Source organism: Mesorhizobium sp. M0047, from assembly GCF_040323315.1.
Taxonomy (GTDB): Bacteria; Pseudomonadota; Alphaproteobacteria; order Rhizobiales; family Rhizobiaceae; genus Mesorhizobium.
In genome coordinates this window covers 161556-175202 of sequence record NZ_JAMYUW010000010.1, presented here as the reverse complement: position 1 = coordinate 175202, position 13647 = coordinate 161556, and the positions used below count along the sequence as shown (strand labels likewise).

At 62.7% G+C, this 13647-nt stretch carries 9 protein-coding genes; 7 read left to right on the top strand and 2 right to left on the bottom strand.

Annotation, left to right across the window (positions count from 1 at the left end):
- Positions 1-55: 55 nt before the first annotated feature.
- Complete coding sequence (locus tag NKJ89_RS12495; protein WP_352602728.1) at positions 56-3436, top strand: YhdP family protein; 3381 nt, start codon at positions 56-58, stop codon at positions 3434-3436.
- A gap of 6 nt (positions 3437-3442) precedes the next feature.
- Here the strand turns inward: NKJ89_RS12495 and tyrS are convergent, their stop codons facing one another.
- Positions 3443-4696, bottom strand: coding sequence for a tyrosine--tRNA ligase (tyrS, locus tag NKJ89_RS12490; RefSeq protein ID WP_352602726.1), 1254 nt, complete (start codon positions 4694-4696; stop codon positions 3443-3445).
- A 482-nt stretch (positions 4697-5178) separates the two neighbouring features.
- Here tyrS and NKJ89_RS12485 point away from each other — a divergent pair, with 482 nt between their 5' ends.
- Complete coding sequence (locus tag NKJ89_RS12485) at positions 5179-6822, top strand: ArnT family glycosyltransferase (protein ID WP_352602724.1); 1644 nt, start codon at positions 5179-5181, stop codon at positions 6820-6822.
- A 126-nt stretch (positions 6823-6948) separates the two neighbouring features.
- On the top strand, positions 6949-7695 hold the full coding sequence (locus NKJ89_RS12480; protein WP_352602722.1) for a phosphatase PAP2 family protein: 747 nt from the start codon (positions 6949-6951) through the stop codon (positions 7693-7695).
- Positions 7696-7779: 84 nt separating this feature from the next.
- On the opposite strand, the gene NKJ89_RS12475 is transcribed toward NKJ89_RS12480, so the two are convergent.
- Complete coding sequence (locus NKJ89_RS12475; RefSeq protein ID WP_013532163.1) at positions 7780-8454, bottom strand: alpha/beta hydrolase; 675 nt, start codon at positions 8452-8454, stop codon at positions 7780-7782.
- Between the two features lie 236 nt (positions 8455-8690).
- Between NKJ89_RS12475 and NKJ89_RS12470 the strand changes: the two genes are divergently transcribed.
- The 4 genes from NKJ89_RS12470 to sufD all read left to right on the top strand — a co-directional run bounded on the left by NKJ89_RS12470 (position 8691) and on the right by sufD (position 13644).
- Complete coding sequence (locus NKJ89_RS12470; RefSeq protein WP_352602720.1) at positions 8691-9869, top strand: cysteine desulfurase family protein; 1179 nt, start codon at positions 8691-8693, stop codon at positions 9867-9869.
- A 186-nt stretch (positions 9870-10055) separates the two neighbouring features.
- Complete coding sequence (sufB, locus tag NKJ89_RS12465) at positions 10056-11573, top strand: Fe-S cluster assembly protein SufB (RefSeq protein WP_352602718.1); 1518 nt, start codon at positions 10056-10058, stop codon at positions 11571-11573.
- A 27-nt stretch (positions 11574-11600) separates the two neighbouring features.
- Positions 11601-12356, top strand: coding sequence for a Fe-S cluster assembly ATPase SufC (sufC, locus tag NKJ89_RS12460; RefSeq protein WP_352602716.1), 756 nt, complete (start codon positions 11601-11603; stop codon positions 12354-12356).
- Between the two features lie 19 nt (positions 12357-12375).
- A complete protein-coding gene (gene sufD / locus NKJ89_RS12455) occupies positions 12376-13644 on the top strand; it encodes a Fe-S cluster assembly protein SufD (protein ID WP_352602713.1) in 1269 nt (422 codons plus the stop codon).
- The last annotated feature ends 3 nt before the right edge of the window (positions 13645-13647 follow it).

Here is a 13647-nt window from a genome sequence, read left to right as displayed (position 1 = left end):
ATATAGTGTCGAGCGGGGAGTCGTCCACGATCGAGTTCGTACAACGGAAAATTGCTTGGATCAGGAGCAACCGCAGCACAAGAAGATCCGGTTCAGGCGTGGCGAGATCACCGACCTGGCGGCTTTCCCGTCGGCGTGTCGCGTGCCGCCGCTCGGTCAGGCGCGGATCGGACGCGGCTTTCGCATCTTGTCGCGGCTGTTCGCCAGTCTGGTCGCTCTTGTATTGCTGGCCGCCGTGCTCGTTTATCTGGTTGGCGCCTCCGGCATCGGGGCCGACCGGCTTCGCATCGAGGCGGAAACGGCTCTTGAGAAACTGGCCGGCGTCGATGTCAATGTCGCGGTCGGGCCGGCGCGCATCACGCTCGACAGTTCGAGTTTCATAGCGCTCCAGGTCAGCGACGTCAGCCTGAAGACTGCCGACGGCAAGCCGATGGCCGATGCCGGCCGCGTGCGATTCGGCGTGCGCCTGGTTCCGCTGCTGTGGGGGGATGTGCGGCTGACCAGCGCCAGGATCTCCGATGCTCGCATAGTCGTGGCGGCGATGCCGTCCGGCGGCGACTGGACCGCCGCCCTGCGCAATGCGGACGGCCTCATCGACCCGGAGAAGCTGTCCAATGCGGTGTTCGGAAACGTCAACCGCGCGCTTGATGCCGTGCGGGAAGATTCGCTGCGCCAGATCGATCTTCGCAATGTCGAATTCGTGCTGCCTGAAACCGGAACGATCAACCTCTTCAAGATAACCGACGCCACCGTCGTGCAATCGGGACCGGGCGGCATGCAGTTTTCATCCAAGGCGGATGTCAACGGCAGGACGGTTACCGTTGCCGCTTCCGCCACCCGCGACATCGCGGCACACCGCGTCACGGCGCTGGACGCCATCATCGACCTGGCGGATGCCAACGGTCCCGCGGCCGCCGCCGGGAAGTTGGGCGCTGTCGCGCTGAAGCTGACGGGATCGGAAGGATCGGGCGCCAATGCATCGCGGCTGACGGCTCTTTTGTCGTCGACGGGTTCCGTTCTCGATCTAGGCACGCGCGGGCTGCTGCCGGCCGACGTCGATGTCGACGCAACGCTTGTTGCCGGCAGCAACAAGGTCCAGGTCGACAGGTTGCTGCTGAAGACTGGTCGCTCGACATTCGATTTCGCGGGTTCGATCGGGCCGAAGCCGGCAAGCGGAGCGGCGGGTGAGGAGCCTTCCTATCGCTATGACCTGACAAGCGACGGTTCGTCGCTTGCGCCTTCGGAGTCGCCTGAGCCAGCGCTGACCTTCCTCGCCCGGATTGCCGGTGTCTACAACACGGTGAGCCACAGACTGGTCGCCGACCAGATCGCGCTTCGGTCCGCTGCCTCCAGCGAAGTGCTTGGCACCGCTGCCGTGGCGTTCGTCGACGGCAAGGCGCCGGGGATCAACCTTGCCGTCAATATCCACAACATGCAGGTCTCTCACGTCAAGCAGCTGTGGCCGTGGTTTTCGGCGCGCAACGCGCGGCTGTGGGTGCTCGCCAATCTGTTCGGCGGCCGCGTCGTCGACGCCAACCTCCAGTTCCAGGTCGTGCCGGGCCGGCTGGGCAACGGCGTGCCGCTGTCCGCCGACGAAATATTCGGCCGCTTCCAGATCGAGGGTTCGCGCTTCGACACGGCCGGCCGCATTCCGCCGATACGCGACGCGGTTGGCGTCGTCGGCTTTCACGGCAACGATGTCGATATCTCCCTGTCCTCTGGCACCGTCTATATGCCCAGCGGCCGCACCGTGGCGGCCAGCAATGGCACGCTGGCGATCAAGGCGGCCAATCACCCGCCGGTCATCGGCGCGCTCGACATCGACGTCGACGGCGACGCATCCGCCGTTGCCGAACTCGCATCCTACGAGCCGATCAACGCCATGCGTCATGTCGGCATTCTGCCGGAAGAACTGTCGGGCAGCGTCACCGGCCACGTCAGGGCGAATATTCCGCTGCAGTCCGGCGTCGACTCCTCGAAGCTCGATTGGCTGGTGTCGCTCGACTACACCGGCATGTCGTTGGCCAAGCCCTTCGAGGGGCAGACCGTGACGGATGCCGACGGTTCGATCACCGTCGACCCCGTTAAGGCGGTGATCTCCGCCAAGGCGTCGCTGAACGGCATTCCGGCCGAACTCGACCTGATCGAGCCGCTCAGGGATGATGGACCGGCGCGCAGCCGCAAGGTGGCCATGGTCCTCGACGACAAGGTCCGCGCCGCCGCCATGCCGGGTCTGAAGCCGCTGCTTGCCGGAACGGTGAAAGTCGCGATCGACAAGAACGGGAGCGGCAACCAGAACGTCTCGGCCGATCTGACCAATGCCAGGCTGGACATCCCCTGGGCGGGCTGGAGCAAGGGCGCGGGGGTCCCCGCCAATGTCACATTCGTCATGACCAAGGCCGGCGATACGACGACGCTGTCCGACTTCAACCTCGACGGAGAGAGTTTCTCCATCGACGGCAGCATCGTGCTGGTCAATGGTAGCTTGTCGTCGGCGCGGTTCAGCAAGGTCACCCTGAACAGGGGCGACGACGTCGCGGTGTCGGTGAAGCGATCCGGCAAGAGCTATGCGGTCGACATAACAGGCAATGCCCTGGATGCCCGATCGCTCATCAAGCAGTTCACTTCGGATGTGGATACGGCCACCAAGACGACAGGTTCCGACGCCATTTCCGTCAGCGCCGATGTCGATCAGCTGACCGGTTTCCACGACGAGCAATTGTCTAATTTGAAGCTCGACTACAGTGCGGCCGGATCGCGGGTGAACGGGCTGAAGGTCAGCGCCATGGCAAGTTCGGGCGCTGCCATAACCATCAGCAACACCACCGGTGCCGGCCGACGCGCCCTCAACATGCAGTCCGCGGACGCTGGCGCCGTCCTCAGGTTCCTCAACATCTATGAGCATATGGAAGGCGGAACGATCACCCTTGCGCTGGCGGGGCCGAGCGACGGAGCGCTGAAGGGCAAGGTCGACACCAGCAACTTTTTCGTGGTCAACGAGCCGAAACTGGCCTCCATCGTCTCGACCACGCCGGCCGGCGACAACCGCAGCCTCAATCAGGCGGTCAAGGGTAAGCTGGACACGTCGCGGGTGAAGTTCGAGCGCGGCTATGCCGAGATCGACAAGGGCAGCGGCTACCTGAAACTGGCCAATGGCGTGCTGCGCGGCCCGCGCATCGGTACGACGTTCCAGGGCACGCTCTACGACCAGAACAACAACATGGACATGACCGGCACGTTCATGCCGGTCTATGGCCTCAATCGCATCTTCGGTGAACTGCCCATCGTCGGCGCGCTGCTCGGCAATGGCCGCGACCGCGGCCTGATCGGCGTGACCTACCGGCTCAAGGGCAATGCCAACAAGCCGCTGCTCGACATCAATCCGCTGTCGGTCATCGCGCCCGGTATATTCAGGTCGATCTTCGAATACCGGTGAGTGGCCTCAAGCCGGCCGCACCAGAATGTGTTTTTTCTTTCCCAAGGAAAGCTTTACGGCGTTTTCCGGACCCAAATCCATTGAAGTCACCAGCCGGCGCTCGTCGCTGACAGGCTCGTCGTTAAGGCGCACGGCGCCGCCCTGCACATGCCGCCGCGCCTCGCCGTTCGACGCCGCCAGTCCGGCGGTGACGAGCAGCGACAAGACGCCGACACCAGCTTCGAGAGCGGCCTTCTCCACCTCGACGCTCGGCAGCGATTCGGCGAGCGCGCCTTCCTCGAACGTCTTGCGCGCGGTTTCGCTTGCTGTCTCCGCGGCTGCGCGGCCATGCAGCAAGGCGGTGATCTCGGTGGCGAGGATCTTCTTGGCCTCATTGATCTCGGATCCGCCGAGCCGCTCGAGCCGCGCGATCTCGTCCAGGGGCAGCGTCGTGTAGAGTTTCAGGAAGCGGGCAACGTCGGCATCCTCGGTGTTGCGCCAGTACTGCCAGAATTCATAGGGGCTCAGCATCTCCGCATCGAGCCAGACCGCGCCCGAGGCAGACTTGCCCATCTTGGCGCCTGACGAGGTGGTGAGCAGCGGCGTGGTCAGCGCATAAAGCTGCGCGTTCTCCATGCGGTGGCCGAGATCGATGCCGTTGATGATGTTGCCCCACTGGTCGGAGCCACCCATCTGCAGGCGGCAGCCAAGACGCTTGTAGAGCTCGACGAAATCATAGGCCTGCAGGATCATGTAGTTGAATTCGAGGAACGACAGCGACTGCTCGCGATCGAGCCGGAGCTTGACGGAATCGAAGGCCAGCATGCGGTTGACGGAAAAGTGACGGCCGACGTCGCGCAGGAAATTGACGTAGTTGATCTCCATCAGCCAGTCGGCGTTGTTGATCATGATGGCGTCGTTCGGACCGCTGCCGAATTTGAGGTATGGCATGAAATTGCGGCGGATGCCGGCGAGGTTGTCGTCGATATCCTGCGGGGTCAGCAGCTTGCGCGCCTCGTCCTTGAAGGACGGGTCACCGATCATTGAGGTGCCGCCACCCATCAGCGCGATGGGCCGATGACCGGTCTGCTGCAGCCAGTGCAGCATCATGATCTGGATCAGCGAGCCGGCATGCAGGCTTTTGGCGGTCGCGTCGAAGCCGATATAGGCGGTCACCGTCTCCTTGGCGAAGATATTGTCCAGGCCGGCATCATCCGAAGTCTGGTGGATGAAACCGCGCTCGCTCATCGTGCGCAGGAAATCGGATTTGAAGGCGGACATTGTTTCTTTCCCGAAAGCACCCGGCCGCTGTCGCTCGGACGTGCATGAACGCGGGCGTTTAGCATCCAAGCGCGATCAGCAAAAGTGGTTTCCGGTTTTGCGGCCCGGGCGGGTGGCCAAGCAGGGCAACGACTCGGGTTAACGGGTTCCTTCGGAGCCTTCGCCGGCGCGTAGGCTGACGGAAACGAAAAACCCGCCTGTGCGGCGGGTCACTGGCGCAAATCAGCACCATAGAGGAATATGTACCATAGCTGAGGGCACAGAGTCAAGAAAAAATTCCTATCGTGAAAAGCTGCCGGTACAGAAGCTGCCGACACCGCTGAACTGGCTGCCGTCAGGTTTTACCTGAGTTCGGAGCCCTAGATGGCCAAGCCCACTTCTTGCCTCATTCTTTTGGCTGGCGTATTGAGGCGCCGCGCAGGGGCAGGGCCGAAGCGCCACGACGGGGCCATCCCGCAGATCAGACCCGGAAAGCTCCCGCGATGAACAGGAACTATCTCCTCCTCTTTCTGTTCAGCCTGCTGATGACTTTCGGCGGCCTGATGAGCCTTCCGCCAGTCGACCGCGACGAGTCGCGTTTTGTCCAGGCCACCAAGCAGATGGTCGAAACCTCCGACTATGTCGACATCCGTTTTCAGGATGCCTCGCGCTACAAGAAGCCGATCGGCATCTACTGGCTTCAATCGGCGGCCGTGGCGCTGAGCGGCGAGGGCGCGGCGGCGCCGATCTGGGTCTATCGCCTCGTCTCCATGCTTGGCATTGCCCTGGCCGTCGTCGGTATCGCCTGGACAGGCACGAAGCTCTTCGGGGCAAATGCGGGTCTCGCCGCCGGTCTGATGATGGCGGCGATCTTCGCCACCGCCTTCGAGGGCCGCGACGCCAAGACCGACGCGATGCTGCTGGCTTGCTGCGTCGCGGCTCAAGGCGCGCTCTCCCAGATCTATCTGGCGTCGCGGCGAAAGGAACCGATAGCCGCCCATCTGCCGTGGGTCTTCTGGGTGGCCCAAGGCCTGGGGATCCTTATCAAAGGACCCGTCGCCCCGCTGTTGTCGGTGCTGACGGTCGCCACCCTTTTCGCCTTTGAGCGCGACTGGCGCTGGATCCTGAAGCTGAAGCTCGGGCGCGGCGTCGCTCTGGTGCTGCTCATCGTGCTGCCCTGGGTCGCGCTCATCACCTGGAAGAGCGGCGGCGCCTTTCTGCAGGATGCCGTCGGCAAGGACATGGTGGCCAAGGTCGCGTCTGGTGAGGAGTCGCACGGCCTGCCGCCCGGTTTCTACATGCTGACCTATTCGCTGTTCATGTGGCCCTTCGGCCTGATCGCGGTCGGCGCCGGGCTCCAGGCCCTCAACCGGTTGCGCGACGATCCGCGGCTGCGTTTCTGCCTCGCCTGGTACATTCCGTTCTGGCTGGTGTTCGAGCTGATCCCGACCAAGCTGCCGCACTATGTCCTGCCGGCCTATCCCGGCATGGCGCTGCTGATCGGCTGGCTGCTGACGTTGTCGCCGCAGGAGGCGAATGCGCCGCTCAAACGCTGGCAGAATTGGTTGTGGTGGTCGACAGCATTCGGTCTGGTCGTGGTCAGCCTCGGCCTGGCGGCGGTCTGCATCGGAGCGCCGATCTACCTCACCGGCACCTTCTCCTGGTGGAGCATTCCGGCGGCCGCGGCAGCACTGGCGGCGGGCTATTTCGCCTTTTCGCGGCAGCTGCAAGTGCCGCTGCGCCGCATCGGCGCCATCGCGGTTTGTGCGGGCATCACCTATGGACTGCTGTTCGGCGTTATCGCGCCTTCGCTGAAGCCGATCTGGCTGAGCCCGGCCGTCGAGGCGGCGGTCCGTGCCAACAGGCCCTGCGAGACCACGGTGCTCGCCTCGGCGGAATATCACGAGCCGAGCCTGGTGTTCCTGGTGGGCACGAAGACGGTGCTGACCGATGTCGATGGCGTCGCCAGACATCTGCTTGGCGACCCGGCCTGCGCGCTGGCGCTGGCACAGGTCGGCGACGAGCAGAAACTGAACGGCCTGCTGGCTGCACAAGGCAAGTCGGCAAACCGAGTGGCGCGGATCGATGGGCTCAACTATTCGTCGGGAGACAAACTGTCTCTCGGCCTCTATCGTGTGGCCCAATGACGGCTCGTCGATGCCCATGACGGCAACAATGGGGTCGAATTTCAGATGTTGGTAAAATCGCGCCCTTCCGTTTCCGGCCTGCTCCTTGGGCTAGGGCGCCGGTCCCTCGACAATTTTCGCGATACGATGCAGATCGTCAAAAGGCGCTTTGCCGTCCGTCCGGCCAGATACCCGAACATTTTGTGGTCAGTCTGGGTGCTGGTCTGGGTTTTGTTGACGGCAGCAACGTTCGTCCGCCTCGACACGCCGGCCGGAATGCTTCACGGCCAGTGGTCGGCGAAATTTGTCCGGCTTGCCGACTTTTTCACGCAGTTCGGCCTGGGTGGCTGGTATCTCATCCCGTCGGCGCTTCTGCTCGTTGCCGCGAACCTGACGGACTGGCGAAGCCTCTCAAGGCGCTCGCTGATGCTCGTCTACAACTGGACCTGCCTGGCTTTTCTGGTGCTGGGCGCCGTCGGCCTGTCGGGCCTCACCGTCAATGTGCTGAAATACGCGATCGGTCGGGCTCGCCCGCTCTATTTCGGCGACTTTGGTGTGCTGGCCTTGCATCCCTTCGCTTTTGATGCGCGTTTCGCCGGCTTCCCATCCGGCCATGCCACGACCATGGGCGCCGTATTCGGCGTCGCTCTGCTGTTGTTTCCAAGGCGCTGGTACATCGCATTGGCGATCACGGCTTGCATTGCCTCGACGCGGGTCTTCGTCGGCGCGCACTATCCCAGCGACACTGTTGCCGGCTTCGGCCTCGGCTGCGCCTTCGCGCTGGCCTGCGGGCTGCTCTTTGCCCGGCTCGGCTTCATCTTTCGTCCGATGCCGTCCGGACTGCCGGTCCGCAAGAACACATTTCGGCTGGTCGGACCGACAAGGAAGGCCTGAACGCTCGGTTCGGCTCGAACCGCCCCTGGCGTGCGCCTTTCCCTGAGACGAGGAGGCTCGTACGTGGCTGCAGTTCTTCCCCGTCTATCTCAGCCGCTTCGGCCGCGGATCCGACAATTCACCGGCAAGCCGGCGGTCGAGATAATCAGCGCATTCCTCGAGCAACAGGTCGGCGTCGTTGGAGAAGAAATGGTTGGCGCCGGGCAACGTCTTCTGCGTGATGGTGATGCCTTTTTGCGTGTGCAGCTTGTCGACCAGGCCTTGCACATCCTTTGGTGGCGCCACCTTGTCGGCATCGCCATGGATGATCAGGCCCGATGACGGGCAGGGCGCCAGGAACGAGAAGTCATAGGTGTTGGGCTGCGGCGCGATCGAGATGAAACCTTCGATCTCCGGCCGGCGCATCAAAAGCTGCATGCCGATCCAGGAGCCGAAGGAGTAACCGGCGACCCAGCAACTCTTGGAATCCGGATGCAGCGACTGCACCCAATCCAGCGCTGCGGCGGCATCCGACAATTCGCCGGTGCCGTGATCGAATTCGCCCTGGCTGCGGCCAATGCCGCGGAAATTGAAGCGAAGCGTCGTGAAATCCCGCTTCTGGAACATGTAGAAGAGGTCGTAGACGATCTTGTTGTTCATCGTGCCGCCGAACTGTGGGTGCGGGTGCAGAACGATGGCTATCGGCGCGCTCTTTTCCTTGGAAGGCTGGTAGCGCCCCTCCAGGCGGCCGGCAGGACCGGTGAAAATGACCTCAGGCATAAAATACTCCACTTGCAACGAATGCGCGGCGCCCGGAACATGTCTTCCTCTGGCCTTGACGCAGGGCGAGCGTCTTCTTAGAAGCTAGTTTAGAATTGTTCAAAACTGAGTGGCAAGCCATCGAGCCGGGCCACCCGCGCCGCAAGCCGCGTAAATAGGACGCCTCGCCTTGGAATTTCAAGGAAATAACGCGATACGTCGGCGGAATGGCTTCTAACGGGACCAACTGGACGAAAATGGCCGCAAAACGAGCCTATCTCGACTACAATGCCAGTGCGCCGCTGCTTGCAGTGGCCCGCGAGGCTATGGTCGCGGCGCTCGATATCGTCGCCAACCCGTCCTCGGTCCATGCCGAAGGGCGCGCCGCGCGACGCCTGATCGAGACCGCAAGGCGTGACGTGGCGGCACTTGTCAACGCCAAGCCCGAGCACATCGTGTTCACCTCCGGCGCGACTGAAGCCGCCTCGACGCTGCTTTCACCCGATTGGCAGATGGGACGCGGCGCCATACGCATGAGCCGGCTCTATGTGTCGGAAGCCGATCATCCCTGTCTGTTGAACGGCGGGCGCTTTCCGGCCGGCCTGGTGACGCGGATCGGCGTCGATGCCGACGGCGTCGCCGATCTTGCGGCCTTGGCCGCAGCGCTTGTGGCGCATGACAAGGCCGATGGCCTGCCGCTGGTCGCCATCCATGCCGCCAACAACGAGACCGGCGTCATTCAGCCGATCGATCGCATCGCCGGGATCGTCAAGGAAGCGGGTGGTATCCTCGTCGTCGACGCCGTTCAGGCTGCGGGGCGCGTTTCAATCGACATGTCAGCGGGTTACGCTGATTATCTGATACTGTCCTCGCACAAGATCGGCGGCCCCAAGGGCGTCGGCGCCATCGTCGCCGCCTCCGATCTGATGATGCCGAAGCCGCTGATCAATGGCGGCGGCCAGGAAAAGGGCCACCGTGGCGGCACCGAAAACCTCGCCGCCATTGCCGGTTTTGGCGCCGCCGCACGCGCGGCTCTGGCCGGGCTGCCGGCCATCGATGCGGTGCGGCAGCGCCGCGACGAGATCGAAGCCATCGTGAAAATGTTGGTGCCGGACGCGGAAATCTTTGGAACGGGTGCGCCAAGGCTTGCCAACACGACATTCTTCGCTATTGCGGGCGTCAAGGCCGAAACCGCTCAGATCGCTTTCGATCTGGCCGGCGTGGCGCTATCGGCCGGCTCCGCCTGTTCGTCGGGCAAGGTCGGACCGAGCCATGTGCTGAAGGCCATGGGATACGGCGACAGTCTTGGCGCCTTGCGCGTGTCGATCGGTTCGGCGACGGGCGCTGAGGATATCGAACTGTTCCGCACCGCGCTGGCGGGGATCGCCGCACGGCAGACCGCCAGGCGAAAGGCGGATAGAGACCAGGCCGCGTGAGCGGTTGGACAAGTTTGGGCCTTTCGGCCTGGTAGAGCCGTGCGTTTCATGTTGGCCGGGTGAATTTCCGGTCGAGACGCACTATATGAAACTCACGCTGCCGCGAGCGCTTTTTTCGGCGTTGATTGGCAGTGCCATAGTTTGAAAACTGTCGGGCCTTGACCCCGGCGTGGATGGAGAACGCATATGCCTGCTGTGCAGGACACGATCGATCGGGTCCGAAAGATCGACGTCGACCAATACAAATATGGATTCCAGACCGAAATAGCGATGGACAAGGCCCCCAAGGGCCTGAGCGAAGACATCATCCGCTTCATTTCGGCCAAGAAGGACGAGCCGTCCTGGATGCTGGAATGGCGCCTGGAGGCCTATCGCCGCTGGCTGACGCTGGACGAGCCGACCTGGGCGCGCGTCCATTATCCGAAGATCGATTTCCAGGACATCTACTACTACGCTGCGCCGAAGAGCACGCCCGGCCCGACGTCGCTCAGCGATGTCGATCCCGAACTGCTGAAGGTCTACGAGAAGCTCGGCATTCCGCTGCGGGAACAGGAGATCCTCGCCGGCGTGCAAAAGGCTGACGCCTCAGAGCTCGAGGAAGCCAGCGACAATGTCTATAAATCGGGCCGTGTCGCCGTCGACGCCGTGTTCGATTCCGTTTCCGTCGTCACCACCTTCAAGAAAGAGCTGGCGCAGGCCGGCGTCATCTTCTGTTCGATCTCGGAAGCGATCCGCGAGCATCCGGAGCTGGTGAAGAAATATCTCGGCTCGGTCGTGCCGACCTCCGACAACTTCTACGCCACGCTGAATTCCGCCGTGTTCACCGACGGCTCGTTCGTCTTCGTGCCCAAGGGCGTACGCTGCCCGATGGAACTGTCGACCTATTTTCGTATGAACGAGAAGAACACCGGACAGTTCGAGCGCACGCTGATCATCGCCGAGGAGGGGGCTTACGTCTCCTATCTCGAAGGTTGCACGGCGCCGCAGCGCGACGAGAACCAGCTTCACGCTGCCGTCGTCGAACTGGTGGCGCTCGACGATGCCGAGATCAAATATTCGACGGTGCAGAACTGGTATCCCGGCGACGCCGAGGGCAAGGGCGGCATCTACAATTTCGTCACCAAGCGCGGCGACTGCCGTGGCCATCGCTCGAAGATCTCGTGGACGCAGGTCGAGACCGGTTCGGCGATCACCTGGAAATACCCGAGTTGCATCCTGCGCGGCGACGATTCCAGCGGCGAATTCTATTCGATCGCCGTGTCGAACGGCTATCAGCAGGTCGATAGCGGCACCAAGATGATCCATCTCGGCAAGAACACGTCGAGCCGCATCATCTCCAAGGGCATCGCCGCCGGCTTCTCGCAGAACACCTATCGCGGCCAGGTCTCGGCGCACCGCAAGGCGACCAACGCCCGCAACTTCACCAACTGCGACTCGCTGCTGATCGGCGACCAGTGCGGCGCGCACACCGTGCCCTACATGGAAGCCAAGAACTCGACGGCGCAGTTCGAGCATGAAGCCACGACCTCGAAGATTTCCGAGGACCAGAAATTCTACGTCATGCAGCGCGGTATCCCCGAGGAAGAGGCGATCGCCCTGATCGTCAACGGCTTCGTCAAGGATGTGATCCAGCAACTTCCGATGGAGTTCGCGGTCGAAGCGCAAAAGCTGATCGGAATCTCGCTCGAGGGCTCGGTCGGTTGACCGGACAGATATTCAGGAAACAAAAGAATGCTTGAAATCAGAAACCTGCATGCCCGCATCGTCGATGACGGCACCGAGATCATCCGCGGCCTGAGCCTGACGGTGAAAGCTGGCGAGGTCGCTGCGATCATGGGGCCGAACGGCTCGGGCAAGTCGACGCTGTCCTACATCCTCGCCGGCCGCGAGGACTATGAGGTCACCGAAGGCGACATCCTCTACAACGGCCAGTCGATCCTCGAAATGGATCCGGCCGAGCGTGCCACGTCAGGCATTTTCCTCGCCTTTCAGTACCCGATGGAAATACCGGGCGTGGCGACGATGGAATTCCTGAAGGTGGCGATGAACGAGCAGCGCAAGGCGCGTGGCGAGGAGCCGTTGAAGATTCCGGAATTCCTGAAGCGGGTGAAGGAGGCAGCTGCCTCGCTCAGCATGGACATGGCGATGCTGAAGCGGCCGCTCAATGTCGGCTTCTCCGGCGGCGAGAAGAAGCGCGCCGAGATCCTGCAGATGAAACTGCTTGAGCCGAAGCTGTGCGTGCTAGACGAGACCGATTCCGGCCTCGACATCGACGCGCTGAAGATCGTGTCCGACGGCGTTAATGCTTTGCGCGCACCGGACCGCGCGTTTCTGGTCATCACCCATTACCAGCGCCTGCTCGAACACATCGTGCCGGACAGCGTGCACGTGCTCTATAGGGGCCAGGTCATCAAGTCGGGCGACAAGTCGCTGGCGCTTGATCTTGAGGCCAACGGCTATGCCGGCGTGATCGGCGAAGCCGCGTGAGATGCCAGAGGGCAGATTGATGAATATGCACACACAACCGCAGCGGACGCAGGCCGAAACAGCGTTGATCGACGCGTTCGGCGACCGGCTGTCGCTGCTGCCGGGCGATGGCGCGGTGATGCTGAAGCGCGACGACGCCATCGAGGCGATCAAGCACGGCCTGCCGACGCGGCGTGTCGAATCCTGGCATTACACCGACCTGCGCCGGCTGTTGAGTGCGGTGCCGGACTTCGATCCGGCCGCCTTGGCCAAGGCCGTTGCACCGATCGTCGATGGTTCTGCTGTGGTGTCGATCCTGAATGGCAAGTCCGACGCCGAAATGCCGGCCCTTGAAGGCGTCGCCTTCCAGCCTCTGTCGGAAAAGCTGATCGATGGCAGCATCGCGCCGGGGCTCGATCCCTATGGCAGCGACGATGCCATCGGCGCGCTGAACACGGCCTTTGTCGCCGACGGTTATTTCGTCGATATCGCCGAAGGCACGGAGCTTGAAAAGCCGATCGAACTGCAGAATTTGCAGGCCGGCGGCCAGACCCATGTGCGTTTGCCGGTGCGTGTCGGCGCTGGCGCCAAGGCGGTCATCGTCGAGCGTCAGGCGGGTGACGGCGCTGCGCTGGTCAGCTCGGTCAGCCAGCTCGTGCTGGGCGAGGGCGCCGAGGTGACGTGGCTGATCGTGCAGGAACAGCCGGAAACCGCGACGCATCTGGCGCAGTTCAAGGCCCATATCGGCAAGAATGCGAAGCTGACGCTGTTCGTCATGAACGCCGGCGGCAAGCTTGTGCGCCAGGAGGTCATGGTCAGGACAACTGGCGAAGGCGCCGATTTCAAACTGCGCGGCATCAATCTTCTGGCCGGCGACACCCACACCGACGTGACCATGGTTCTCGACCATGCCGTGCCGCACACGACCTCCACGGAAGTGATCCGCAATGTGGTGACGGGCAAGGCGCGGGGCGCCTTCCAGGGCCGCATCAACGTCCATCAATACGCGCAGAAGACCAATGCCAAGATGGCTTGCAACACGCTGCTGTTGTCGGACGACGGCGAGTTCTCGACCAAACCCGAGCTTGAAATTTTCGCCGACGACGTCATCTGCGGCCATGGCGCGACCGTCACCGAGATCGACCACGACCATTTGTTCTACCTGATGGCACGTGGCGTCGACGAGAAGACCGCGCGGGGGTTGCTCGTGAAAGCCTTCGTCGCAGAGGTGATCGAGGAACTGGACGACGAGGCGATTGTCGAGGCGCTCGAAGCGCGGCTCGACGGCTGGTTTGTGGCACACGGGTGAAGT